At 63.4% G+C, this 22,775-nt stretch carries 29 protein-coding genes; 17 read left to right on the top strand and 12 right to left on the bottom strand.

Annotation, left to right across the window (positions count from 1 at the left end):
* Positions 1–139 precede the first annotated feature (139 nt).
* The 3 genes from D8Y22_RS20505 to D8Y22_RS20495 all read right to left on the bottom strand — a co-directional run bounded on the left by D8Y22_RS20505 (position 140) and on the right by D8Y22_RS20495 (position 4,484).
* Positions 140–2,320: a sensor histidine kinase gene (locus D8Y22_RS20505; protein WP_174811936.1), complete on the bottom strand. Its 2,181-nt coding sequence runs from the start codon at positions 2,318–2,320 to the stop codon at positions 140–142.
* 202 nt (positions 2,321–2,522) lie between these two features.
* Positions 2,523–4,043 carry a flippase gene (locus D8Y22_RS20500; protein ID WP_141466499.1) on the bottom strand — a complete coding sequence of 507 codons (1,521 nt, stop codon included), beginning with the start codon at positions 4,041–4,043 and terminating at the stop codon, positions 2,523–2,525.
* Between the two features lie 48 nt (positions 4,044–4,091).
* A complete protein-coding gene (locus tag D8Y22_RS20495) occupies positions 4,092–4,484 on the bottom strand; it encodes an FxLYD domain-containing protein (RefSeq protein WP_141466498.1) in 393 nt (130 codons plus the stop codon).
* 120 nt (positions 4,485–4,604) lie between these two features.
* Here D8Y22_RS20495 and surE point away from each other — a divergent pair, with 120 nt between their 5' ends.
* The 7 genes from surE to D8Y22_RS20460 all read left to right on the top strand — a co-directional run bounded on the left by surE (position 4,605) and on the right by D8Y22_RS20460 (position 7,997).
* On the top strand, positions 4,605–5,435 hold the full coding sequence (gene surE / locus D8Y22_RS20490) for a 5'/3'-nucleotidase SurE (RefSeq protein ID WP_141466497.1): 831 nt from the start codon (positions 4,605–4,607) through the stop codon (positions 5,433–5,435).
* A gap of 79 nt (positions 5,436–5,514) precedes the next feature.
* Positions 5,515–6,273, top strand: coding sequence for a DUF2103 domain-containing protein (locus D8Y22_RS20485; RefSeq protein WP_141466496.1), 759 nt, complete (start codon positions 5,515–5,517; stop codon positions 6,271–6,273).
* A gap of 137 nt (positions 6,274–6,410) precedes the next feature.
* Positions 6,411–6,623, top strand: a complete 213-nt coding sequence (locus tag D8Y22_RS20480) for a hypothetical protein (RefSeq protein ID WP_141466495.1) — start codon at positions 6,411–6,413, stop codon at positions 6,621–6,623.
* 134 nt (positions 6,624–6,757) lie between these two features.
* Positions 6,758–7,021 (top strand): eL43 family ribosomal protein, encoded by a 264-nt coding sequence (locus D8Y22_RS20475; protein WP_141466494.1) that lies wholly within the window; start codon positions 6,758–6,760, stop codon positions 7,019–7,021.
* A gap of 21 nt (positions 7,022–7,042) precedes the next feature.
* On the top strand, positions 7,043–7,177 hold the full coding sequence (locus D8Y22_RS20470; protein WP_092928879.1) for a DNA-directed RNA polymerase subunit P: 135 nt from the start codon (positions 7,043–7,045) through the stop codon (positions 7,175–7,177).
* Between the two features lie 12 nt (positions 7,178–7,189).
* Positions 7,190–7,477: a KEOPS complex subunit Pcc1 gene (locus D8Y22_RS20465; protein WP_141466493.1), complete on the top strand. Its 288-nt coding sequence runs from the start codon at positions 7,190–7,192 to the stop codon at positions 7,475–7,477.
* A 46-nt stretch (positions 7,478–7,523) separates the two neighbouring features.
* Positions 7,524–7,997, top strand: a complete 474-nt coding sequence (locus D8Y22_RS20460) for a DUF2243 domain-containing protein (protein ID WP_141466492.1) — start codon at positions 7,524–7,526, stop codon at positions 7,995–7,997.
* Between the two features lie 68 nt (positions 7,998–8,065).
* On the opposite strand, the gene D8Y22_RS20455 is transcribed toward D8Y22_RS20460, so the two are convergent.
* Positions 8,066–8,833 carry a HalOD1 output domain-containing protein gene (locus D8Y22_RS20455; protein WP_141466491.1) on the bottom strand — a complete coding sequence of 256 codons (768 nt, stop codon included), beginning with the start codon at positions 8,831–8,833 and terminating at the stop codon, positions 8,066–8,068.
* A gap of 27 nt (positions 8,834–8,860) precedes the next feature.
* Positions 8,861–9,118 carry a DUF7350 domain-containing protein gene (locus tag D8Y22_RS20450; RefSeq protein WP_141466490.1) on the bottom strand — a complete coding sequence of 86 codons (258 nt, stop codon included), beginning with the start codon at positions 9,116–9,118 and terminating at the stop codon, positions 8,861–8,863.
* 106 nt (positions 9,119–9,224) lie between these two features.
* On the opposite strand from D8Y22_RS20450, the gene D8Y22_RS20445 reads away from it, so the two are divergent.
* Both D8Y22_RS20445 and D8Y22_RS20440 read left to right on the top strand, forming a co-directional pair.
* Entirely contained in the window at positions 9,225–9,623 is a 399-nt protein-coding gene (locus tag D8Y22_RS20445; protein WP_141466489.1) for a prefoldin subunit beta, read from the top strand.
* A complete protein-coding gene (locus D8Y22_RS20440; protein ID WP_141466488.1) occupies positions 9,624–9,878 on the top strand; it encodes a DUF3194 domain-containing protein in 255 nt (84 codons plus the stop codon).
* 34 nt (positions 9,879–9,912) lie between these two features.
* Here the strand turns inward: D8Y22_RS20440 and D8Y22_RS20435 are convergent, their stop codons facing one another.
* The 5 genes from D8Y22_RS20435 to D8Y22_RS20415 form a co-directional block, all read right to left on the bottom strand.
* Entirely contained in the window at positions 9,913–12,270 is a 2,358-nt protein-coding gene (locus D8Y22_RS20435; RefSeq protein ID WP_141466487.1) for an LUD domain-containing protein, read from the bottom strand.
* Between the two features lies 1 nt (position 12,271).
* Complete coding sequence (locus D8Y22_RS20430) at positions 12,272–12,778, bottom strand: LUD domain-containing protein (RefSeq protein ID WP_141466486.1); 507 nt, start codon at positions 12,776–12,778, stop codon at positions 12,272–12,274.
* Between the two features lie 165 nt (positions 12,779–12,943).
* On the bottom strand, positions 12,944–13,480 hold the full coding sequence (locus D8Y22_RS20425; protein WP_141466485.1) for a DUF5815 family protein: 537 nt from the start codon (positions 13,478–13,480) through the stop codon (positions 12,944–12,946).
* A 66-nt stretch (positions 13,481–13,546) separates the two neighbouring features.
* Positions 13,547–13,957: a DUF7124 domain-containing protein gene (locus D8Y22_RS20420; RefSeq protein ID WP_141466484.1), complete on the bottom strand. Its 411-nt coding sequence runs from the start codon at positions 13,955–13,957 to the stop codon at positions 13,547–13,549.
* Between the two features lie 65 nt (positions 13,958–14,022).
* Entirely contained in the window at positions 14,023–14,256 is a 234-nt protein-coding gene (locus tag D8Y22_RS20415; protein ID WP_174811935.1) for a hypothetical protein, read from the bottom strand.
* A 144-nt stretch (positions 14,257–14,400) separates the two neighbouring features.
* Between D8Y22_RS20415 and D8Y22_RS20410 the strand changes: the two genes are divergently transcribed.
* Entirely contained in the window at positions 14,401–14,661 is a 261-nt protein-coding gene (locus D8Y22_RS20410; protein WP_141466483.1) for an amphi-Trp domain-containing protein, read from the top strand.
* 87 nt (positions 14,662–14,748) lie between these two features.
* Here the strand turns inward: D8Y22_RS20410 and D8Y22_RS20405 are convergent, their stop codons facing one another.
* Positions 14,749–15,741: an MBL fold metallo-hydrolase gene (locus tag D8Y22_RS20405; protein WP_141466482.1), complete on the bottom strand. Its 993-nt coding sequence runs from the start codon at positions 15,739–15,741 to the stop codon at positions 14,749–14,751.
* A 143-nt stretch (positions 15,742–15,884) separates the two neighbouring features.
* Between D8Y22_RS20405 and tfe the strand changes: the two genes are divergently transcribed.
* The 3 genes from tfe to D8Y22_RS20390 are packed head-to-tail and all read left to right on the top strand — an operon-like array spanning position 15,885 to position 17,870.
* Positions 15,885–16,409 carry a transcription factor E gene (gene tfe, locus D8Y22_RS20400; protein WP_141466481.1) on the top strand — a complete coding sequence of 175 codons (525 nt, stop codon included), beginning with the start codon at positions 15,885–15,887 and terminating at the stop codon, positions 16,407–16,409.
* On the top strand, positions 16,409–17,095 hold the full coding sequence (locus D8Y22_RS20395; RefSeq protein ID WP_141466480.1) for a DUF2110 family protein: 687 nt from the start codon (positions 16,409–16,411) through the stop codon (positions 17,093–17,095). Before tfe ends, D8Y22_RS20395 begins: the two co-directional genes overlap by 1 nt.
* Position 17,096: 1 nt before the next feature.
* Positions 17,097–17,870 (top strand): DUF5803 family protein, encoded by a 774-nt coding sequence (locus D8Y22_RS20390; protein ID WP_141466479.1) that lies wholly within the window; start codon positions 17,097–17,099, stop codon positions 17,868–17,870.
* A 30-nt stretch (positions 17,871–17,900) separates the two neighbouring features.
* Here D8Y22_RS20390 and D8Y22_RS20385 read toward each other — a convergent pair whose 3' ends face one another.
* Complete coding sequence (locus tag D8Y22_RS20385; protein WP_141466478.1) at positions 17,901–18,356, bottom strand: chemotaxis protein CheW; 456 nt, start codon at positions 18,354–18,356, stop codon at positions 17,901–17,903.
* A gap of 149 nt (positions 18,357–18,505) precedes the next feature.
* Here D8Y22_RS20385 and D8Y22_RS20380 point away from each other — a divergent pair, with 149 nt between their 5' ends.
* The 4 genes from D8Y22_RS20380 to D8Y22_RS22615 all read left to right on the top strand — a co-directional run.
* Positions 18,506–19,165 carry a chemotaxis protein CheW gene (locus D8Y22_RS20380; RefSeq protein WP_141466477.1) on the top strand — a complete coding sequence of 220 codons (660 nt, stop codon included), beginning with the start codon at positions 18,506–18,508 and terminating at the stop codon, positions 19,163–19,165.
* 301 nt (positions 19,166–19,466) lie between these two features.
* Positions 19,467–19,829, top strand: coding sequence for a response regulator (locus D8Y22_RS20375; protein ID WP_141466476.1), 363 nt, complete (start codon positions 19,467–19,469; stop codon positions 19,827–19,829).
* Positions 19,826–21,034: a chemotaxis protein CheB gene (locus D8Y22_RS20370; RefSeq protein ID WP_141466475.1), complete on the top strand. Its 1,209-nt coding sequence runs from the start codon at positions 19,826–19,828 to the stop codon at positions 21,032–21,034. The genes D8Y22_RS20375 and D8Y22_RS20370 overlap by 4 nt, the downstream gene beginning before the upstream one ends.
* On the top strand, positions 21,027–22,775 hold a 1,749-nt coding region (locus D8Y22_RS22615), incomplete at its 3' end, for an Hpt domain-containing protein (RefSeq protein ID WP_217350915.1). The genes D8Y22_RS20370 and D8Y22_RS22615, both read left to right, overlap by 8 nt.

Below are 22,775 nucleotides of genomic sequence, written 5' to 3'. Positions count from 1 at the left end.
TCCACATTGGCGAGGGTTACGATTGAAGCGCTGATAACGCTTTCGCCAAAACCGACAGACAGCGCGCGTGTGTGTCGTACGATCGCGTAGCGGCCAGACCGTCACAGCATCGCCCACGGCTGTACTCGACCGCCAACCGTTAGCGTCGAGACGGCTCGCCAGGTTTCGTGTGGGGTCGGTCCGTCGCGGATGGCAACTCGAGCGTGACGACCGTCCCGTCGTCGTCGGTCTCGAACCCGAGGGTTCCCTCGACGCTAGAGACGATCCAGTTGACGACCCACAGACCGAGTCCGCTCGAGTGTTCGATCTGTGAGCGTTCTCGGGTTCCGGTCAGGAGTTCGCGCTCCGAGTCGGGAATTCCGGGGCCGTTGTCGGCGATCCGAATCGAAACGGTGTCGGTCTCCGAACAGTGTTCGGCGCTGATCTCGACTCGAGGCGTCGCCGCGTCGTTGTGTTCGATTGCGTTTTCGACGATTTGCTCGAGAGCGATTTCGAGGGCGTTCGTCCCTCGGACCCACAGGCCGTCGTCGATCGAACAGGCACACGTGAACGTATCGTACTCGTCTCGAACCGACGCCATTGCAGCCTCAACGATCGCTTCGACATCGACGCGATGGTAGTCATCGCCCTCGACCAGCAGTCGGTTGGCCGTCCGAATCTCCTCGGCCATCTCGAGCAGGTCCTCGGTGACGGTTCGTATCTCGGTCGCTAACGGCGCTGTGGCGTCGCTGTGCTCTTCGAGAACGGCGGCATAGCCATCGATGACGTTCAGCTGATTTCGGAGGTCGTGACGAATGATTCGGTTCAACACGTCGAGTTGCTCGTTTTGGGCCTCGAGACGACGCTCGTAGGCCTTTCGATCGGTGACATCTTGGACGACCCCGGTCGCGTCGGTCGGGAGGCCGTCGTCGAACTCGATTTTCGCTTTCTGACGCACCCACTTCGTCTCGCCATCCCCAGTGATGATCCGGTGTTCGACATCGTAGCGATCGCCTCGCTTCGCTGCGTCCCACTTGCGGTTGACGAGCTCGCGGTCGTCGGGATGGACGTGTTCCATGAAAAACGCGTGGTCGATGGGACCGGTGCGTTTCTCGATCCCGTAGATCTCGTACACCTCGTCCGACCAGTGGATCACGTCAGTGGCGATCTCCTTGTACCAACTGCCGAGTTCGGCTACCGACTGCGCTTGGCTCAGATGTGCCTCCCGTTGTCGAAGCTCGTCTTCGGCAGCTTTTCGATCGGTAATGTCCCAGATCGAGCCGCGAACGCGAGTGGTATACCCATTTACCTGATACGGGTCGCCGCGAACCCGAACGTGTCGTACCCGGTCATCGACGGTCACCAGCCGGAACTGTTCGTCGAACGGCTCGCCATCCACGATCGCCGTCTTCACCGCCGATTCGAGTCGTGGTCGGTCGTCCGGATGGAAGAACTGAAGCGTGGTTTCGAGGGTCGGTTCGTACGCCGCGTCGACGCCGACGAGTCGTCGGGTGCCACCGGTCCACCGGACCGTCTCGCGCTCGTAGTCAACCTCCCAGCCACCCGCGTTGGTCAGTTCTTCCATCTTCTCGAGGAGATCGAGGTTGCGCTCGAGTTCCCGTTCGCGAGCTTTCAGTTCGGTGATCTCCTGGATAGAAGCGATGAATCGGTCGGGATCGGCCTCGAGTCGGCGGATATTCACCCGAACCGGGAACACGTCCCCGTCTGCTCGCTGATTTCGACCGGTGACGACGATCGTCTCGCCGGGATCACAACGCGTGAGTTGCGATTCGAGTGCAGCTGCATCTGTGGTCAGTTCGATCTCCGAAACGCTCTTTTCGAGCAGTGTCGACCGATCGTACCCGAGCAACTCCGTCGCACGCTCGTTCGCTCGCTCGTAGTCGCCAGTTGCATCGTGGACGACGACGGCGTCGGGTAGTCGTTCGAAGATCGACCGATACGTCGCGGCCGCCCGTGTCGCTTGATACCGATTGCCGTGTGCGTGGACGCGGCGGGCAGCGATCCGCCGTTGATCGTCCGTCTGTGGCGACCGGACGTAATCGGTGATGCCTGCCTCGAGTGCCGTCTCGAGGCCGAGTCGCTCGGGCATCCCCCAACAGATGACCGGCAACGAGGGCGCGTGTTCGGTGATCGCTTCGAGCGCGTCACGGTGCTCATCGAGGAGTCTCCCAAGACAGACCAGACAGTCGACTGCATCGTCGGCGTACTCCGCGAGCGTATCGATGTCCGTGACGAGGACATCCAGTGGCTCGGGTGCGTTCTCGAGGGTCGATCTAACCGCCGTCTCCTGCTCGTGATCGTCCGACACGACGAGCGTCACCACTCGGCTTGACGACAATTTCTCACCGCTGTCGACGTTTTCCCGTGACGCGTCAGACATCCGTTTCGTGTGAATAGCAGTTATATTGATTATAATTCAACGTTTCGGCCAAAATGCACTCGAGGTCGATCGTGAACGGCCCAGTCGATTACTCGAACGCCCCTATCGAAGCCGTCGAGTGGCCAAGCGGTGGTGAGAGGAATTATCGACCGAACAGACCAACTGACAGCCACTTCTCGAGGGTGGGACTGAACTCGGCAGCCATCTGCGCGTCGGCGTCGGTGAAGGCGTCCGTCGCGATCAGCGTGAGGACGTACGTGCCGATGACGACGATTGGGAGCACGGCAGCGACGACGAGATCGCTGTCGACGACGAGGACGATCGGTGCTCCGGCGATCGTCGCTGGCACGCCCGCGGCGACGATTTTGGCGAAGTCCTTGGTGAAGGGGTGGAGCCGATCGAGGTAGTAGAGTTCGATCAGGGTAAGCGTCCCGACCAGAAAGAGCGCCGCCGCGGACCCGATCGCGGCCCCCTCGATGCCGACGATCGGAACGAGCACCATCGAGACGAGGAAGTTCACGCCGAAGAGCGCGAGCGTGTTCGCGAAGACGTAGCGTGAGTAGCCCAGTCCCTGGAGCAACGAGCCGTCGGGGCCGCCGAAGGTGACGTTGAACAGGAAGGCGCCAGCCAGCAGTGCCACGACCGCGTTCGCCTCGGCGTACTGGGGCGTGTACAACACCGCGAGGTAGGAACTCGCCCCCAGCGAGAGGACAATCGTGATCGGCAGGGTGATACCGGCGATCCAGCGAGCCATGATCCGGAACCGCCGTTCGACCAGCTCGAGGTCGTCGCGGCTCTCCGCGATGAGGGGCTTGAACACCGGCGACAGCGAATTGAAGATGATCATCAACCCGGAGCCGAGCATATAGCCGACGCGGTAGATGCCGACATCGTCGGAGTCGAGGAAGAACCCGAGCACGAAGTAGTCGACGTGGCCCATCAGCACGAAGACGACGCTGGTCATCGCCAGCGGGACGGAGTAGGTCACGAGCGGCCGCGGGGCAACGAGCTCGAGTTTCGTCGAGAGGAGGTCCCACGCTTTGTAGGTGAAAATCGCCGCACCGATCGTAATCGCGACGAACAACCCGACGATGTAGCCGACGATGAGCCCGAGCAGGCCGTAGCCCACGAGCAACAGCCCAGCGGTGACAGTAAAGCGAACGATCGGGCGCACGAGGTCGCGCATGATGACGCGATACTGGAGCTTCTTGATGCTGTAGTAGGAGGTAAGCAAGACGTTGTAGATCGCCAGCATCGGCACGGTTATCGAGAGAAAGAGCAGAGCGATCTGCATCGACGGTTCCTGGAAGAATTCTCCGATGAACGCCGCGCTGGACGCGAGTACGAACGCGATAATCGAGGAGGTGACGAGTACGGTCGCCGTCACCTGGACGATGACACCCTTGGCTTTCCCGTGTTCGTCCTCGTCTAAGTACTGCGGGACGAAGTAATCGATCGCAAGCGGCAGTCCGAGGTTCGCAAACACCTGCATGAAGAGAATAACCGACGTCGCCAACACGAACAGCCCGTAGACGGACGGGCTGACGAACCGCGTCATCAACATGACGATCGCGAAGCCGAGAATGCCGTTGACGACGTTGCCGACGAACGTGATGCTCCCTTGCTTGGCGAGCGTCGAGACGCCTTCGTCGTGTTCAGTCATGGCAACCCCCGTCGTCCGTTCGCCGTAACGGCTCGCGACCGTGTTCCATCAGACCCCCGTTGCGGGCTCGAGTTCGTACGTGTCGACCTCGGCGGCTCGCTCTCCGAAGTGGGGAAACTCCACTTCGAACGTCCACTCGGCGCCCGACGTAACGTCCTCGTCGACGTTTTCGATGACGCTTTCGAGTTCCTCGCCGTCGACATCGAAAAACGTTGCTCGAATCTCGATGTAGCTCAGCGTTCGCTCGCCGACGTTTCGAACGGCACCCCAGACGGCGACGCGTTCGTCTTCCGTTCCGGGATCGTCCCGAACGAGGTCGTGCCAGACGATCTCGACGTCGCCGGGTTCGGTGATCTGCTCGCCGTTGTCCTCCGTGACGTACTCGAGACAGCCCGACCCCGCAACGGCGAGCGAAAGTGCGAGGAACCCACGGCGGTGCATCTGCCCGCTATTCGTGGGGACACTCCTTGAGAGTTCTGGAGACGGGAACGGATCGTCGACCTCGACCACGCTTCGCCGGAATAGGTACGCGTATCCATCGTGAACGCAAACGGGCTGGATATGGAGACGGCTCCCCACGTTCTCTTGACGAACGACGACGGGATCGACGCGCCCGGCATTCGGGCGCTCTACGATGCGCTTTCCGACGTCGCATCGGTCACCGTCGTCGCTCCGGACCGGAATCAAAGCGCCGTCGGTCGATCGTTGTCCTATGGGCGGACCAGCACCGACAGCGACGAACTCGCGATGGATCTGGCCGATGCCGGGTTCACGTCACCGGTCCCCCACACCGACCACGAGCTCGGCTACGCCGTCGACGGCACCCCCTGTGACTGCACGATCGTCGGCATCAACGCCATTGAGCCCGAACCCGATCTGGTCGTCTCGGGTTGTAACTCCGGGGCGAACCTCGGAACCTACGTCTTCGGCCGATCGGGCACCGTCAGTGCCGCCATGGAAGCGGCCTTCCTCGAGACGCCCTCGATCGCCGTCTCGATGGATACGCTCGGCCTCAAAGACGATCTCGATCCCGTGGATTTCGCCCGGCCCGCCGCCGTCGCGGCCGCGCTCGTCGAGGGCATTCCGGGTACCGGACTCTTCGATCGCGTCGACTACCTGAATGTCAACGTCCCGCAACCGGGCCACGATCCCGACGGATTCGAACTGACGCGGCCGACGGATGTCTACGAGATGGACGGGGCCATGGTCGACGGTCAACTTCAGCTGACCAACCGGCTCTGGCAGCAGATGGCCAACCGCGACATCCCCGATCCGCCGGATACCGATCGCCATGCCCTACTCGAGGGCGATATCTCGATCTCCCCGATGCGGGTCCCGTACGATGTCGTCGAAGACGAGGCGGTCGAACGGATCCTCGAGCGCATTCTCTAGGTTCGGTTTCGGTATCTCGCCGACCGGCTGTCGACGAGAAAGCGCGTCGGTTTTACACGGCCGGTGACAACACCCCGCCATGGAGTGTCGTCACTGTGCCTCGCCCCTCGAGAAACCCGGGGACTTCTGTCTGGTCTGTCGGGAGTCGAATACCGAGGCGATCGTCCTCGAGGCGGGGCGCGAGCGAGCGACGCTAACGATGCTCGCTGGCGACGACGAGCACGACACACAACGGTCAGAGACGACCGACGACCCCATCATCGGCGAGACGACGATTACGACGACGCCAGAAGAGGGCGGTGAGAACGGCGTCGTCGAACTACGAAATTTCGCCGGTCGAATCGGCGACGAGATCCGCCGAAAGCGGCCGGAAGAGGTCTACGCCGGCGGGTCACGCCCCGTCATCCGAGCCGTCCGGGAGGATGTCCACCACTCGTTCTACCGGGTCGACGACGAGCAACCGGTCGAGGCCGTCCTCGAGCGCCGCCACGAGCGCGCCCTCGACGTCGTCGAGACGCCGCCGGCTGAAAAGATCGGCGGCAGCCACACGACGTTGATCGGCGGTCGAACCGGCATGCGGGCCATCCGGACCGTCGCCGACCACCCACACGTCAAGAAAGTCATCCCGGGACCGATCGACGCCGGCGGCAAGGGCTCTCAGTCCGGGTTGCGAGCGAAAGTGACCCGCGCCGACGATGGCGGCAACGTTCGCATGCTTCTGCGAGACGGCTCGAGCGTGCAGGAAAACCGGGTCGTCACGACGGCCCGTAACCGAGAGATGGGCGAACGGATTCGTGCGGACTTGAACGACGTGCTCACCGACGCCGAATTCCAGTAACCGACGCCACGTCCGCGACCGTCATCCCACAACTGACGAGCGTCGTCGCGCAAGTATTGTCCCGACCCGATGGAAGTGTCACCGTCTGCTGGTTGTCTGGCCCTTACCAGCGTGGGGCTAATGAGATGTAATTAGCCATGCTCGAGCGCCCCGACGCCGTCCTGGCTGCGATTCCGCTGCTTGCGGTAAGTGGGCTCGTCCTTCGATCAGTGATCGCCGCGACGGGTGTCGGCACGGGATTGCTCGCCGCCCCGCTTGCAGCCGTCGGCTACCTCGCCGCGTTTGGGCTCGTCTGTTGGGAGTTGCTCGCCGGCCCGGTCGCCGACCGAGCGGCCGACGAACCGACCTAACGCCACGTCACTCGACGACCGACGACGCCCCCCGTTCGGTACTCGAGTCGATGACCGCTCGGTCGACCATCGACGCTCGACCCCGAAGCTAACTCAACAGGTTTAAGAATCCGCTGGGGATACCTAGCGGTACTATGGCCGATAAAGGAACTGTCGGGAGTGCGGGTCGTTTCGGCGCACGCTACGGTCGCGTCGCCCGACGCCGCGTCAGCGAGATCGAAAACGACATGCAAAACGCGACGGTCGACGGTGACGACGTCACCCGCGTTGGCACCGGCATCTGGAAGAACGAAGAGACCGGCGAACTGTTCACCGGCGGCGCCTACCGTCCCGAGACCCCTGCGGGCAAGACGGTCAATCGCTCGATTCGCGCGGCGCTGGCCGAGGACGACGACTAACATCCGCTCTCACTCTCACGCATGAGCTACAAGTGCTCCCGCTGTAAACGCGACGTCCAGCTCGACGAGTACGGCGGCGTCCGCTGCCCGTACTGTGGCCACCGCGTGCTGCTGAAAGAACGCAGCCGCGATGTCAAGGAAGTCGACGCCCAGTAATCGATCGCGACCGTGTCTTCTCACGCGACGACCCTCGAGTACTGCCACGAGTCGACCCTCGAGTTCGCCTACGAGAGCGATGTCCGTGCCCGGATCGTCGCCGATAGCGTCGCTCGCGAAATCGGCGAAATCGACGACGATCGCTCGCGGGCGACCATCGACCGCGAAGACTCACTCGTCACCGTCGAGATCGAGGCCACAGATGCCGTCGCCTTGCGAGCGGCCCTCAACACCTGGCTCACGCTCGTCGACGTCGCCCAGCGGTCAGCCAGTGCCGGCAACCGGATCCTCGAGTCGTAGCACGTGCTGGTTCGGGCTTTTTTCGGCTCGAGCGCGTTCGCCGTGTATGGCGACAGCAGCCAGACCCCGCCGTCGACTTCTCCTGTCGGGTGGGACGATCGGGTTCGGATTCGGTGCGGTCGTCGATGTCGTGATCTTCCACCTGACGCTGCAGGCCCATCACCTCTTCTCGGGATTTTACGACCCGTCTAGCGTCGACGGGCTCCGGACGAACGTCATGTTCGACGGGCTGTTCATCGCGGGGATGCTCGCGATTATGATCGTCGGGTTCGGGCTGCTCTGGCGGCTGGCCAACGGCACCGGACGCCGCTACTCGACGACGTACCTCGTCGGCTCGATTCTCCTCGGCATGGGCGCGTTTAACGTGATCGACGGGATCCTCAGCCACTACGTCCTCGACCTGCACAACGTCGTCCACGGCACCGAGACCTGGAATCCACACTGGCTCGCCGTCAGCGTGTTGCTGCTCGCTCTCGGAACGGGAATACTCGTGCTCGCAGACAGCCACACCGCTTCTTGATGGTACCGCTTTGCAGCCACCGGTTGCGGTCGTGGGAGCGTCCCTGTTGGAACCAGAAGCAGGACTGCTTACAGGATGTCTTTCCCCTGGACGCCACGGTGGGTAGCGACCGGATCCTGCAGGATCGATAGCGTGTCCCCGTCGATCAACACCCAGTACGTCTCGAGCGGAAAGAGCAGAACGACGCTCGTCTCGGTCGTGACGATCCTGTTCAACGCGTCGGTGTGTATATGGTCGTACAACGTGACGTCCATCTCGGTAATCTCGGTGTTTTCGACGGCGGCGATCGCAGCGACGACCGCGTGGGCGGGCGGCGTGTCGGTCCACTCGTATTGCTGTTCGACCAGGATGTCGGTTTCGGGAGACAGTATCCGTCGTCCGCCGGCGTGTCCTCGCTCGCTCGAGTCGCGCTCTGACCGCGTTCTGTCCAGGTATCGCCGGCCGTTCGACACGGCGGTAAACAGGGACACGAACGCGCCGTATAGGCTGACGAGAACGATCGTAAATCCGAGTTCCGCGTCGGCAATCGGCTCGACCGATTGGCCGAGGAGGTAGCCCAACGTCACCACCCCCGCGACCGACGCACTCCCGAGAACCCACCTTACGACGCTCCAGCGGAACCGAGACGGGAGGTGGCGAGATGCCATCCAGTAGCTGCCATACACCAGACCGACGATCGGTACTCCGACGAACAGGAACTCGGACGCCCAGACGACCGGCGGCTCGGGATGTCTCAGCACGTGTACGATCCCGCCGCCACCGAGTCCGATGGCGAGGGCCGCGATAAGTACCGACGGCAGATGCCGAGACCGAGTTCCCCGACGAACCGACACCATGGTAGCTACCAACTCGCTGGACAGCAATCAGCTTGCGGGTTGGTCATAGTCCGCACCCGCCGAACTGTCGTTTTGCTCCTCGAGCGTGATCCTCGTTGTCTCGGCCTCGAGAAAGGCCGTTTCGTACCCTTCGTGGCGTGTGACCTGCGGTGGAATGGTGACGCGCTCGGGCGGGTCGACGACGAGTTCGCGACAGGCGTCTTCCCGCCGGAGGGACTCGAGACAGCCGGCCGCCAGTCTTGCGACCAACGAACTGCCTGCAGCAAACGCTGTGTGGCGACGCATACCGGCTCCATACCATCGGTACCGAAAGCCCTCCGGGCTGCCCTCGCCGGCCGCGTCGTCGACGACAAAGCTTGGCTTTATCAGTCCGGAAGGCGAGAGTCGAGATATGCAAGGAAACCTGCCGCCGGAAGCACAGGAGAAAATCGAGCAGCTTCAGGATCTTCAGGAGACGGCCCAGACCGTCGCCGTCCAGAAACAGGAGGCCGAAACGACGCTCACCGAGGCCGAAAACGCCCTTGAGGAGCTCGAGAACATCGACGGCGACACCACGATGTATCGGTCGGTCGGCGAACTCCTCGTCGAGACCGACTACGACGAGGCAGAAGTCGACCTCGAAGACAAGGTTAACTCGCTGGAAGTCCGTCTCGAGACCCTCGAGAAACAGGAAGAACGCGTCCAGCAGCAGTTCGAAGGACTCCAGGACGAACTCGAAGAGCTGCTCGGCGGTGCCGGTGGCGGCGGCATGGGCGGTCCAGCCGGTCCAGGCGGCCCCGGCGGCGCGTAAATGAGCCAGGACGAGCCGACGGACGAGGCCGTCGTCCAGACGGCTTCTGACGCCGCGGAGGGGCTGGTCTTCTCGCGGTACAAACAATCTGACGTTCGCGACTGTGACATCACCGTCACCTTCGAAGCGGGCGTCCTCGAGGTCGATGTCTACATCAACGTTCCCGACGACGTGGACGGACCCGATCCCGAAGACACCGCTGACGAGGCCGCACTCGCCGCTCGAGACGCGGTCGACGACCTCTTCGGCGAGTAGCCGGTTCCCGATATCTTTTCGTTGCCGATTGGTACTATCTGGGAGCCAGTAGCTCGATCGGGTGGGGAACCGACCGCTCGAGCAGCGTCTCGAGTTGATCGCCACAGGACGTTCCCGAGGCGAGGACCCTCTCCGCGCCGTCGACCTCGCCGGCCAATCGGTCGCCGACATCCATACTCAACTCGTAGTACTCCTGTTTGTAGCCGAACGAGCCGGCCATTCCACAACACTCGGCGTTCGTCGTTCGGGGCGCGTAGCCACACTGTTCGAGCAGCGCCGTCGTCGGAGCCTCGAGATCGAGCGTGCGTTGCTGGCAGTGGGAGTGATACGCGACGGGATCGTCGCCCGATCCAGTCCGGAGGACGCCGGCGTCGGCGCCGTTCTCGAGGAGGCCGTAGACGTACTCGCAGATTTCGTAGCTGTTTTCCGCGAGTCGACCGGCGGAGCGATCGGGCAATAGACGCTCGTATTCGCGCTTGAACGCGGCCAGATCCGACGGTTCGACGACAACCAGATCGCGGCCCGCGTCGAGATCCTCGGCGACGGCCGCGTAGAGTTCGCTGGCCTGGCGGTCGGCCGTCGCGACCATGCCTTGCGAGAGCGGTGCCCGTCCGCTCTCGGGGAGGGCCGGAACGCGCACCGGGATGCCAAGCGCCTCGAGCGTTCGGACGGCGGCCTTCCCGCGGTCGGTGTCGACGTAGTTCGTGTAGACGTCGGGGTAGAGGACGGCCTCGCGATCGAGAGCCGCGCCAGCACCGCTTTCGTTCGCTCGCTGTGCGCGCCGCCTCGAGGTTTCGGGACCGCCGCGGCGCTCGAACCAGTCGACCAGCGACTCGCGCTGGAACGTCGGGAGGTCGCGACGCCGGTCGATGCCGAGGGTCCGCTCGAGGCCGGCGCGAACGGGATCGGCCTGGCTCAGCCAGTTCGAGACGGGTGCCGTCGCGCTTGCGAGTTTGGCCGCCGTCCCGATGTTGCCGAAGAAGCGCTTGCCGAGGTCGATCCCGCCGGATTCGGCGTCCGGGGTGAGTCCGTCGACGAGGAAGTCGTAGGGTTCGGACGCTTCGTCGCGGTTGACCCGATCCCGGACGACGGTGTTGATCCAGGGGATGTCGATCTTGACCGGGCAGGCGTCGACACAGCGCGTACAGCCGGTACAGAGGTCGTTGAATTCGGCTGCGGCGTCCTGACCGTGGACGCCGGCTTCCCAGCCGGTCGCGATGCCGCCGGAGTACGTTTCGCCACCGAAGCCGTGGCCGCCGACCGACTGGAAGTTTTCACACGAGTTCGAACAAGCCCCACACCGGATGCAGTACAGTGTCTCCCGGAGCTGATCGTCCTCGCGCATCTCCATGCGGCCGTTGTCCAGCAGGACGAGGTGAAAATCGCGATCCGAATCGGACGCACCTCCGTCGTCACCCACGGTTTGGTCACTGCTCTCGCCGTCGGTCCGGTCACCGCCGCCGGCGATCGGCTCGTCCGGCCGATCGAAGTCGATCGTCGGCGAGTCTGTCGGCGGCGACAGCATCGTTACGTACTGGCTGATCGGCTGGCCGGTCGCGCTCTTGGCGATCAGATCGACGAAGGGCTCTACGTCCCGAATCGAGGGAATGATCTTCTCGACGCCGGCGACCGCGACGTGGGTATCGGGCGTCACCGCGGTCTTGCGGGCGTTGCCCTCGTTGGTGATGAGCGTGATCGTCCCGGTGTCGGCCGCGATGAAGTTCGCACCGGTGATGCCGACGTCGGCCTCGCGGATGCGCTCGCCGAGTTTGTCGCGGGCGAACCGGGTGAGTGCTTCGGGGGTGTCGAACGGGTCGTCGGTGTCGAACTCCTCGCGGAGCAGGTCGGCGATCTCCTCGCGACTCACGTGCATCGCCGGGCCGACGATGTGCGACGGCGTGTCGTCGGCGAGTTGGATCACCCACTCGCCGAGGTCGGTCTCGGTGACGTCGATCTCCTCGCGCTCGAGGGCGTCGTTGAGATCGATCTCTTCGGTGGTCATCGACTTGCTCTTGACGACCGATGGCGTATCGCTGGCTCCGGTGGCGTCGGTTCCGTCGCCATCGCCGCCCGTGGCGTTCTCGACGACCTCTGCTATATAGGCGTTAGCATCAGCGGCATCGTCGGCGAGATACACCGTCCCGCCGTTTTCCTCGACGGCCTCGCGGACGGTCTCTAGTAGCGAGGGGAGTCGTTCGATCGCGTCCTCTTTGATCGCTCGCGTTTCGGTTCGCAGCGCCTCGATACCGTCGGTCTCGGCGTAGGTCTGTGTCCGGCGGAGATTCGAGGCACTGGCGTGGGCGTAGATTGCATCACCTTCGGTCTCCATGAGGTGGCGAATGCGGGCCGCTTTTTCGCGTTGGGACGGGTTGGATTGGCGGTTGGACGCCATCTTACCGATCCTCCAGCACGATCACGTGTACCTCGCCGGGACCATGGACGCCGTGGACGAGCCCGCCCATGTCCGCCGTCGCGCTGCGCCCGGTCGCGAAGACGAGACTGTCCTCACCGTCCTCGAAGGCCGGAACGAGCCGATCGAAGCCGGCGCTCAGGTCGGGGACGACGTCGCTCTCGGCGACGACCGCGACGTGGCGCTCTGGGTAGAGACTGACCGGTTCGTCGCCCGCGGCCCGCGACTCGATGGCGACGGAGCCGTACTCCGCGATCGCAAACGTCGCCGGGGTCACGCCCGTTCGCGCGTCGACGAGGTCGCCCGCCGTCGGCGCCCGTCGGACCGAGTCCGGTAGGGAGACGCCATCGAACGGGAGCGAAACGCCGACGGCCGGTTCCTCGAGTGCCGTTTCGATTGCGTCGCTCGCGTCGGCCGCCCGAACCCGCGTGAACCCGACCTCGAGGGCCTCGAGTTCGCGCTCGAATCGGCCGACAGTGTCGGTTGTCATCGAATGACGCATTCGACCGGACGATCAATAGCGTGGCGATTGCGGCGGAGCGCGAGACGGTCCGGTGTAGCGATGGATCAGTGGCCCGGATACGAGCAGGGTTACTCGGCACTGGCCGACAGTAGCTCGTACGAGCGGTGGCGACCAGCGACGGCAGCCACGCGATCACAGCGCGCCGTCGTGTTCGCTCTCGAAGTTTCGTTGGGCGCGGTACTGCTCGACGAACTCGCCGACATCGAACTCGAGCATCTGTGCTTCGAACTCGCTGATCGCGTCGTCGTCGTCGGCGTGACTAATCGCGTGGTCCATCAGTTCGACGACGAGTTCGACGACGATCTCGTGCAGTCGTCGGGCGTCGAAGTCGGTGATCCACAGCAGGGTGTAGCCGACGGCGCCGTCGTCGCTGGCGTCGTGGGTGACGACCTGCTCCGGAAATTCCTCGAGGACGACGCCCATGAGGTGTGGCATCCCGAACTCCTCGAACTCGTCGTCGGTGTCGATCGCCTCCTGAAGCACGACGACGAGCGATTCGGGGAAAAAGCGCGACGGTGGATGGACGTCCGTGACGACGGCGTGATTCGAGCCGCAGTCGCAGGTGTACTCGCGCATGCCGAGGTCGATCACGTGGGGGTCGATCGACTCCCCACACGGGAGCTCGAGGCGTCGATCGTCGGTCGATCCCGGGACGCGAGGCGTTGTCATCACTCGACGTTCGGGCGCGGCGGCCAAAAGGGCGACGACTCCGGGAGCGATATCGGGCGCGGTCGGTTAGGGCCAGTCGTCGCGGACCTGTTCGGCTTCTTCGTCGTCGGGTTCGACGCTCGCGGCGACGGTCCAGTCGGCTGCTTCGGCCGCGTCCTCGACGGCTAGGTACTCCCAGCCGACGTCCTCGGCAAGTTGCTCGTCGGCCTCGCTGGCGCCGATGTAGACGTAGCGTTCGGTCTGGAACTGATCTTTGACGCCCTCGAGACTCTCGGCTTTGCCGCGCGGGCCCGAGAAGAAGTCCTGACGGATACGGTTCTTGCGCGTGAAGTTGGTTACGACGTAGGTCGGCTTCTCCGAGACGACGCCGATGTACTCGGTCCAGCCTCTGGCGTCCTCGAAGACGCGCTCGGGCGAGGCCAGTTCCTTGAGCGCCTCGAGTTCGAACGCCAGGGTCATGTCAGTGTCGCCGTTCATACGGGAGCGAACGGTCGCACCGGGGAAAACGGCTTCGATACGTCAAACGGCCTCTAGACCAGTCGTTAGGGTCGCTCGAGACGATAGTACTCCGTAAAGACGACGACCTCACCCGGCTCGAGCGTCGTCTCGTCGACATCCCTCGAACGGTTCCCCGACACCAGCTCGAGAAACGCCTCGAGAGCGTCCGCCTCGAGTTGGTCGACGTGTCGAACGGTCGCAGTCGGTGGAACCGATTCGACCGGACGAACCGTCATCCGACCGCGTCGGTCGCTCCGGAGCTGTTCGCTGGTGGCCATGACTATAGTTAACACATATCACGATACGACTTAACTGTTTTGTTCGGCGAGATTTCGGGTCGTCGGACACTCGAGTCAGATCGAAGAGACCGGCCTGCCAGTTCGACGCCAACGTATATCCGTCCACTCGGTGGGACAGATGATATGAGCGACACGACGACTCACGGCGAGGATCTGTCGCGCGAAGAAGTAGCGAACCGCTTGCAGGAAATCGCTCACGAACTCCACGGCGACGACCCGGCAGAGGTACAGGTCGGCAACAAGCTCCTGTCGCTGTCGCCCGCAACCGTCCTCGAGTACGCCATCGAGATCGAGGAACGCTCGCCGATGCTGGGCGGGGATCGCGAGGAAATTTCCGTAACGATCGAGTGGGAGGTCGAACAGGCGGAGTCCGAGACTCAGTGATAGATCGTCGTACCAGTGTACCGGTGACTGCTCGAACGAGGTCAACGACCACCGGCAACGAACGACACCGGACTCGATGACGACCAATCAGCTCGATCGATACCGTCGCACGCCGTCGGCAACATCGTAGGTCACCGTTCCCCGGTCGGTGAGCGTCCCGAGCGCGCCGAGCGTATCGAGCAGCGGGGCGCTCGAGCGGAGCTCGCCCACGCGGTTTTCGGCGACCGCAAGCGGCGTCGCGGGCTCAATGGATCTGAGCGCGGCGAGCGTCTCGGCGAGGAGCTCGTCGAGCCGCTCGCGGGTCGTCTCGACGACATCGTGTGGCTCCTCGAAGACGGGACCGTGGCCGGGGTAGACTCGCGTCGCCGTCGTCTCGGTCAGCCGGTCCATCGACAGGTAGTAGTCCGCGACGGCGTCGTAGGCACCGCGGTCGATGCCGACATCGAAGGCGCCGGCCCGGAACGGCTCGATGAGCGTATCGCCCGAGAACAGCACCCGCGTCCCATCGACGTCGACCTCGAGACACAGGTGATGAATCTCGTGGCCCGGCGTCTCGAACGGCGTGAACTCCCGATCGCCGATCGTAAGCGGTTCCGAGGGGTCGATCGGTCGCGTTAGCGACGGATCGAGCAGCCGGCGGTCCCGCCGAAACGACTCGAGTTCCGACTCGACGACGGCCTCGAGTTCGTCGCCGCGGTAGCCGGCCGATCGCGCCGTCTCGGCGACGCCACGACGGAGCGTCTCGGGGTCGGTCGCGAGCCGATCGAGCGCCGCTCGTGGTGCGTGGATCTCCGAGCCCGCCTCGCGCAGGAGCGCCACCAGCCCGATATGGTCGCTGTGTACGTGGGTAACGAGAACGTGCTCGATGTCCGAGGGCGTATAGCCGATCGCGTCGAGGCCATCCAGCAGCGTCGATTCCGCCGTCGCTTCGGTGGTTCCGGCGTCGATCAACACCGGCTCCGGGCCGTCGAGGACGTAGGCGGCCGCGTAGTCCGGCGGCCACGGCATCTCGAACTCGAGGCGCTGAATCGCAGAGAGAGATCGTCCGTCCCGATTCAATCCGTCGGCGTCCGTTTGCATTACCACGGCAACTGGCGTGGACGCCCGTGAATGTTGCTCTTTGCCAGCCGGACTACCCACGCCCCATCCGCGGTCCTCACTTCGACCATCGTCAACACGGGAGTTGACAAGACTTAATGGCCAGACGGCGTTACACAGCGATAATGGCTTTTGAGGACCTCCTCGAGGATCCGGTTATCCAGAAGTACCTACACGAGCTCGTCGGTCCGAAGGGGATGCCCGTCGCGGCGGCACCCCCGGACGGCGAAGTGACCGACGAGGAACTTGCCGAGGAGCTGGACCTCGAGTTGAACGACGTTCGCCGCGCGCTGTTTATCCTGTACGAGAACGACCTGGCCAGCTACCGACGGCTGCGCGACGAGGATTCGGGCTGGCTTACCTACCTCTGGACGTTCGAGTACGACAACATCCCGGAGAACTTGGAATCGGAGATGCACCGCCTCCACGACGCCCTCGAGGACCGCCGCGAGTACGAGCGAAACCACGAGTTCTACCTCTGTGAGATCTGCTCGATTCGCTTCGAGTTCGGCGAGGCGATGGACTTCGGCTTCGAGTGTCCAGAATGTGGCTCGCCGCTCGACTCGATGGATAACGACCGACTCGTCAACGCGATGGACGACCGCCTCGACGCCCTCGAGGACGAACTGAACATCGACGCAGGCGCCTAATGGTCACACTCGCAACGAAACTCTACGTCGACGGCGACGCCCGCCAGCGCGCGACCGACTCGCTTCGATCGCTGATCGACAACGAGATCGGCGATCTCGCCGTCGCGTTCGATCTCGAGATCCGCGACGACGACTTCCCCGAGGTCACGCTCGAGGGCGAGGACGCGACCGTCGCCGAAAACGTCCTTCGGGAGGAATTTGGCGCGATTTCCGACGACCTCGAGGCCGGCGAACGCTACGTCGGCACCCTCGAGTCCTGGGACGAAGACGGGATCGTCCTCGACGCCGGCCAGTCGGTCCGCATCACGACCGACGAGCTCGGCCTCGGTCCCGGCTCCGCCGAACAGATCCGCGAACGCTACGGGCTCGTCCAACACGTCCCGCTCGCGTTCGTCGCCGGCGATCCTGACGCTGCCGACGGCCAACCCCCTCGCCTCGCCGACGACGAGCGCGATCGCCTCTACGACTGGACGCGGGGCGACGGTCGGCTCAACGTCAACAGCGCCACGCGGGCGGAGGTCCGTGCGACGCTCAACCGAGCGGGCCATGCACAGGATTACGTCACCGTCGAACGGCTCGGACTGCTAGAACAGAGCGTCATCTGCACCGACGACACCGATCCGCCGGGGTTGCTCGCAAGCGTCGGCGAGTACCTCCCAGCCGAACTGCGCTGTGTCGTTCCCTGATATGAACCGCCGGCTCGTCCTCGCCTCGATCGCGGTCGTCCTCCTCGTCAGTCTAGCCGGCTGTTCGATGATCTTCGGGGGCATCTCCGACGAGGAACTCGACCGCGAGCAGGAGTACGACGATCTCCGGGATCACGAGGCCGATGTCGTGATCGACATCGAAGACGCCGGTCTCATCACTAACGACGAGTTTCGAGCGGTCTACGACTTGAACGAGACCGACGAACTGTCGCTGTATCGGTCGAACATCTACCGCGAGACGCCATTGGATGTCCACAGCGTCCGCTACTGGTATCCAAACGGGACGGTAGTTACCGGCTCGGAACTGGATATCGACCAGAGTCGTTCGAGCACCGAAGTTCGGGTTCCGGACGGCAACGGCACGCTTGCGTTCTCGGGCGACGCCGGCAGTCGCACCTTCCAGTTGCCCGCCTACATCCACGGTTCCTACGATGTCGTGCTTCCCGAGGGCTACCGAACGTCGAACTTCCTGTTTGGTAGCGCCAACCCGGGTGGGGCCGAACGCGAAATCGTCGACGACCGCGAACACCTCCACTGGGAGTCGGTCGATAGCACCATCTCGCTTCGGTACTACCAGACTCGAGATATTCCGCTGTTTCTCGGCCTGATCGGCGTTGTCGCGGTACTCGGTGGTGCGGGTCTGGCCTACTCCTACCACCAGATGAAACGACTCCGGGAACAGCGCGAAGAGCTCGGCCTCGATGTCGAGATCGACGACGAGTCCGATCGCGACCCGCCCCCCGGACGCAAGTAACTGTGAACTCGCCGATGCGTTCGATCGCCGTTACCCGTGGATCGCCTCCTCATCGAGGAGGACGACATCGGCCCCATCGCGTTCGAACCGACCGCGAACGAGCCGTGCGCTCGTCCGGGGGGCCTCGAGGTCGGTCGCGTTGATCGTCGCCGTGATACCAACGTTGTCGACGAGCCAGCCGTAGGCCACATTCTCTTCGACCGTCCGTCGAAGGACGAGCAACGCCGGCTCGTCGACGCGCTCGAGTGTGGCACTCGCGGGGGTAAACACCCGGGGGAGATCGACGATTCGGACGCGACCATCCGCTACAGTCACCGTCCCGGCGTTCCACGGATCGGGTGCGTCCTCGAGGGGCCCGGTATCGGTCACGCCGACGACTGAATTGACCGCCTCGAGACGGACACAGTACCGGTTTTCGCCGAGCGTAAACAACAGGACAGTTAGTCGATCGGCGTCGGATTCGTCACGGTCGGGCTCGGGGGCCATCGTCTACGTTCGGGGTAGTCGGTGGAAAATAAATATTGTGAATAATCCTAAAAGAATTCAGCGAACTATCATGATTCACGACGGTGATTCGTCGCTGACGGTCGTCGTCAATATTTTTATCAGCGGGCTGTGAGAGACAAACAGGAACGATGGCTCCGGACCTTCCCGAGAAGCTCCTCGGAATCGATATCGACCCCGCTACCGAGCGTCGAGAGCGGAGCGACACCGACCAGGATGCCGAGGACGAAGATCGCGTTCGGTTCGTCCTGTTCGGCGTCGGCGAGCATCGACTCGCGGTACCGGTCGACGATGTCACCTCGATCACCGACGTCCCCGAAACGGTTACGCGAGTGCCACGGACGCCGGACGCGATCGACGGTGTCACGGACCTTCGCGGAGCGGTTACGGCCGTAATCGACCCGACGGTGTACTTTCCGACCGCCGAGAGCCGATCCGGTCGCGAACAGTTGCTCTTGTTCGATTCGCCAGACGACGATCAGTCGGCGGCGTTGCGGGTCGACGACGTTCTCACCGTCGATACCGTCCCCGAGAGCAACGTCCTGACGGCGTCCGACCTGACCGATCGGTCGATCTCTGCCCAACCACTCGAGCATCCGTTAGTGACCGCACTCCTCGAGCGCGAGCGCCGTACTCGAGACACCGACCGGCCGGTTTCGGATTCGGTCGGCGATGGGTCACTGCCGACGGACGAACCCACTCGGACGGTCGTCTTCGAGGTCGTTCCCTTCCTCGATATCGATGCGCTGTTAGCTGCGGCAAATCACCTCGTGACACGCGAACAGTCGTGAGGCGGTCTGTTGTAACGATTTCCGGTGTGCCTGCGATACGTTCCAGTTTCATCGCCCGACGAGCGGCCACTCGAGTGTCGCGGTGCCAGCGAGCGACCGAACGGTGTCGGAGACGTCAAATCGGTACCGACCGCCGACCGAATTCGACCAACGGATGGACTGGCTTCGTTCAACGTCTCTTGGCACTCGGTAGAAGCGGATATCGGCACGCTTGCCCCGTCGTATCCGGTTATCACGGATGATAACCGAGAGACAGCATTTATAGTAGCGCTACTGTTATCATCGAGCGGTGTACAACTGAATGTCGACAGGGGTTCTCATCGTGGACGACTCTCATTTTATGCGGAATTTACTGCGCCAAATCCTCGAGCAGGATTACCGCATCATCGGAGAGGCGACAAACGGTGCCGAGGCGGTGAAACTGTACAAAGAGCGCGATCCTGACGTCGTCATGATGGACATCGTGATGCCGAAGTGTAACGGAATCAAAGCGACCGCCGCGATTAAGAAGATCGATTCGAACGCTCGCGTCATCATGTGTACGAGCGTCGGCCAGCGCGAAAAGATGAAACTCGCAGTCAAAGCCGGCGCCGACGGCTACGTGACGAAACCGTTCGAAGAGCCAAGCGTCAGAAAGGCCTTGGCGGACGTTGCCGTGGTATGACGCGAGTACTCGTTGTCGACGACTCGCCCCGGTTGCGATCCGTCATCGGCAACGCACTCGCCACGGGTGACTACGATGTCGTGACCACCCGCCTCGACGACGATCCACACACACACCTCGAGTCGACAGGACCGGATGTCGTCACGATCGCCGTCACGGACCAACTCGCCGACGGACTCGAGATAGCCCAACGACTGCTTGCGACGTCGCCGACCCCGACGCTCGTCGTCGGTCCCGACGAGACTGCAGACCGAGCACGGACGGTCGACGTTGCAACGCACGACGCCGTCGACGTACTGGCGACACCGTCGGACGACGAGACGGAAGCGTTCGGCACCGAACTGGTCGAGACCGTCGACGAGTTGGCCGCGATGGACGTCGCGACGCTCGCCGTTGCACACACCGCCGCGACGGCCCGGTCGCTTGGAACGAGCCGAGCGGCCCCTCAACGGGCGCTTGCGGACGACGCGAGAGGCTGTGTAACACGCTCGAGTGCGAATACGACGCCGGACCGGGCGGACCGCTCTCCCGTCGAGCCGACGCCGACGCACGCTACTGCGCCCGAGCAGCGATCGAGCCCGGTGTCAGCGCCGTCGACGACGCGTGAGCACTCCCCTGTCGACAGCCCAACGATCGTCGTGGGCGCATCCACCGGCGGCCCGTCGTTGATCGAACGACTGTTCGCAACGTTGCCGGCCGCACTCGAGGCGACCGTACTGGTCGCCCAACACATGCCCGAAGCGTTTACCCCGCGGTTTGCCGCCCGACTCGACGCCGTCAGCGAGTACGACGTCATCGAGCCAACGGATGGTGACCGACTCCGACCGGAAACCGCGTTCGTCGCGCCGGGCAACAGCCATCTCGGTATCGAGATCGACTCGGATGGGCATCGACGCGTGGCGCTGCTCGAGGAGGACGGACGGCGACCGACACCGTCGATCGACGTGACGATGACACAGGTCGCTGGGGCGATCGATGGCCCGCTCTGTGGGGTCGTCCTGAGTGGAATGGGTCGAGACGGCGTCGCTGGTATCCAGGCTATCAAGGCTGCTGGGGGCTACACAATCGCTCAAAACGAGGCAACGAGCTCGGTCTTTGGGATTCCCGCGAAAGCGATCGAAACCGGTTGTGTCGACGATATCGTCCCGCCGGACGCTCTCGTTGAGACGATCATCGACGCGATGGCAGGTGAGATCGATGAGTGACCGCTGGAGTGAATTCGTCGACGAGAGTACCGAACGGATCACGCGACTCAACAACGAACTGCTTGCACTCGAGCGCGATCCAGACGACAAGGAGGCGATGCGGAACATCTTCCGTACCGCACATACGCTCAAAGGGAACGCCGGAGCCGCCGGCTTCGAGTCGGCGGGCGATCTCGCACACGCGATCGAAGACCTCCTGGATGCCATCCGCAGCGGTCGCCTCGAGGTCTCTTCGGACCTGATGGATGTCGTTTTCGACGGCGTCGACGAACTCGAGGAGATGGTCTCCGAGATCGAGGCCACCGGCGAGATCCGGACCGATCCATCGCCGACGATTCGGACGATCCGTGCGGAACTCGAGCACGACTCGCCTGTCACGTCCGTCGAGCCACCCTCGGCAGCCGCGATCGATTCGTTCGTCTCCCGCATCGACCCGCCGGCTGACGACGATCACGACGCTTACCTTGCTCGCTTTGCCGTCTCCGAAGACGAGACGGCTGAGCCGACAAACGGGACGCTCGTCCTCGAGGCCCTGAGCGATGCGTTCGATCTCGTCGGCACCGATCCGCCACGCCAACGGATCGTCGACGGCGAGTACGACGGGCAACTCGACGCCGTCTTTGGCAGCGCAGTCGGCGAAACTGCGATCGGAGCCGCACTCGAGCCGATCGATGTCATCGCCGACTTCGAACTCGTCGATATCACCGATCGACTCGAGGCGGCGACGACACAGCCAGACGCTTCACCACAGGCGAGCACGCTCAGTGAGGCCGAAGCCCAGGATCTCGAGGTCGACGACCTGCTCGACGAGTTCGAGGAGTTCGACGACCTCGAAGAGAAAGTCAAAGAAGTCGAAAACGACGATGACCTCGAGGTTTTCGAGGAGATGGGTGATGCCGGCTCCTTCGACGACCTCTTCGAGTCGGCAGATGTCGCCGATCCCGATCTCGAACCGGGCACTCCATCGACCGAACAGTCGCCCGAGACGACCGCCGACACGACCTCGAGTGGGTCGACCAGCGACGACGATGTCGACGATGTCGACGACGCTGGTGCCGTCTTCGACGAACTGAAAGACGAGGTCGATCCCGTCGGCTTCGAAGAACTTCAGGAGGAACTCGACGAACTCGAGTTCGACGAGTTCGACGAAGAGGAAGTCGGTATGAACGACCTGTTGGGCGAGGAGTTCGAGGACGACGACGACCCGGCGTCGGATGCTGCCGACGGGTTTGCGACGGAGCCGACAACCGAGCCACCGTCGGAAACCGACGACTCCATCGCTGGGGAACCGGCGGCCGAATCACCGCAGACAGCTTCTGAGACGACCAATTCGACGCGGTCGGCCGACGATTCTACTGGACCACAGACCGACGCCTGGGAGGACGACACGTTCGAGACGCCCGAAACTGACGGGCTCGACACGACGGACGGACTCGAGGCGTCGGACGATGACTCGGCCGCCGATGAGACCGCCCTTGACGAGACGACGACGGTGGGTGAGACGGACGATGTGTCGGTCCGACCGGACGAGGACGGGGCCGACGATCCTCCCGAGACGAGCGAGACTGGTCTCGATCCGGAATCGACCGCTGTTGGGTTCGACGAGCCGGACGACACAGTCGAGTTCGAAAGGGCTGTCTCCGACGAAGCGGCGGCTGCCGACAGCTTGGAGACCGACTTCGATGACTCGTTCGAGGAGACTGCCGGCTCGTTCGATACGTCCGAGACCGACTTCGATGAT

This window comes from Salinadaptatus halalkaliphilus (assembly GCF_006543045.1).
GTDB classification, from domain to species: domain Archaea; phylum Halobacteriota; class Halobacteria; order Halobacteriales; family Natrialbaceae; genus Salinadaptatus; species Salinadaptatus halalkaliphilus.
This window is presented reverse-complemented; position numbering and strand designations above follow the sequence as displayed.

Bases quoted from the DNA above. Each gene is read 5' to 3' on its own strand.
- D8Y22_RS20500 (WP_141466499.1), bottom strand. From the start codon at position 4,043: ATGACTGAACACGACGAAGGCGTCTCGACGCTCGCCAAGCAAGGGAGC.
- D8Y22_RS20495 (WP_141466498.1), bottom strand. From the start codon at position 4,484: ATGCACCGCCGTGGGTTCCTCGCACTTTCGCTCGCCGTTGCGGGGTCG.
- surE (WP_141466497.1), top strand. From the start codon at position 4,605: ATGGAGACGGCTCCCCACGTTCTCTTGACGAACGACGACGGGATCGAC.
- D8Y22_RS20485 (WP_141466496.1), top strand. From the start codon at position 5,515: ATGGAGTGTCGTCACTGTGCCTCGCCCCTCGAGAAACCCGGGGACTTC.
- D8Y22_RS20480 (WP_141466495.1), top strand. From the start codon at position 6,411: ATGCTCGAGCGCCCCGACGCCGTCCTGGCTGCGATTCCGCTGCTTGCG.
- D8Y22_RS20475 (WP_141466494.1), top strand. From the start codon at position 6,758: ATGGCCGATAAAGGAACTGTCGGGAGTGCGGGTCGTTTCGGCGCACGC.
- D8Y22_RS20470 (WP_092928879.1), top strand. From the start codon at position 7,043: ATGAGCTACAAGTGCTCCCGCTGTAAACGCGACGTCCAGCTCGACGAG.
- D8Y22_RS20460 (WP_141466492.1), top strand. From the start codon at position 7,524: ATGGCGACAGCAGCCAGACCCCGCCGTCGACTTCTCCTGTCGGGTGGG.
- D8Y22_RS20455 (WP_141466491.1), bottom strand. From the start codon at position 8,833: ATGGTGTCGGTTCGTCGGGGAACTCGGTCTCGGCATCTGCCGTCGGTA.
- D8Y22_RS20450 (WP_141466490.1), bottom strand. From the start codon at position 9,118: ATGCGTCGCCACACAGCGTTTGCTGCAGGCAGTTCGTTGGTCGCAAGA.
- D8Y22_RS20445 (WP_141466489.1), top strand. From the start codon at position 9,225: ATGCAAGGAAACCTGCCGCCGGAAGCACAGGAGAAAATCGAGCAGCTT.
- D8Y22_RS20440 (WP_141466488.1), top strand. From the start codon at position 9,624: ATGAGCCAGGACGAGCCGACGGACGAGGCCGTCGTCCAGACGGCTTCT.
- D8Y22_RS20435 (WP_141466487.1), bottom strand. From the start codon at position 12,270: ATGGCGTCCAACCGCCAATCCAACCCGTCCCAACGCGAAAAAGCGGCC.
- D8Y22_RS20430 (WP_141466486.1), bottom strand. From the start codon at position 12,778: ATGACAACCGACACTGTCGGCCGATTCGAGCGCGAACTCGAGGCCCTC.
- D8Y22_RS20425 (WP_141466485.1), bottom strand. From the start codon at position 13,480: ATGACAACGCCTCGCGTCCCGGGATCGACCGACGATCGACGCCTCGAG.
- D8Y22_RS20420 (WP_141466484.1), bottom strand. From the start codon at position 13,957: ATGAACGGCGACACTGACATGACCCTGGCGTTCGAACTCGAGGCGCTC.
- D8Y22_RS20415 (WP_174811935.1), bottom strand. From the start codon at position 14,256: ATGGCCACCAGCGAACAGCTCCGGAGCGACCGACGCGGTCGGATGACG.
- D8Y22_RS20410 (WP_141466483.1), top strand. From the start codon at position 14,401: ATGAGCGACACGACGACTCACGGCGAGGATCTGTCGCGCGAAGAAGTA.
- D8Y22_RS20405 (WP_141466482.1), bottom strand. From the start codon at position 15,741: ATGCAAACGGACGCCGACGGATTGAATCGGGACGGACGATCTCTCTCT.
- tfe (WP_141466481.1), top strand. From the start codon at position 15,885: ATGGCTTTTGAGGACCTCCTCGAGGATCCGGTTATCCAGAAGTACCTA.
- D8Y22_RS20395 (WP_141466480.1), top strand. From the start codon at position 16,409: ATGGTCACACTCGCAACGAAACTCTACGTCGACGGCGACGCCCGCCAG.
- D8Y22_RS20390 (WP_141466479.1), top strand. From the start codon at position 17,097: ATGAACCGCCGGCTCGTCCTCGCCTCGATCGCGGTCGTCCTCCTCGTC.
- D8Y22_RS20385 (WP_141466478.1), bottom strand. From the start codon at position 18,356: ATGGCCCCCGAGCCCGACCGTGACGAATCCGACGCCGATCGACTAACT.
- D8Y22_RS20380 (WP_141466477.1), top strand. From the start codon at position 18,506: ATGGCTCCGGACCTTCCCGAGAAGCTCCTCGGAATCGATATCGACCCC.
- D8Y22_RS20375 (WP_141466476.1), top strand. From the start codon at position 19,467: ATGTCGACAGGGGTTCTCATCGTGGACGACTCTCATTTTATGCGGAAT.
- D8Y22_RS20370 (WP_141466475.1), top strand. From the start codon at position 19,826: ATGACGCGAGTACTCGTTGTCGACGACTCGCCCCGGTTGCGATCCGTC.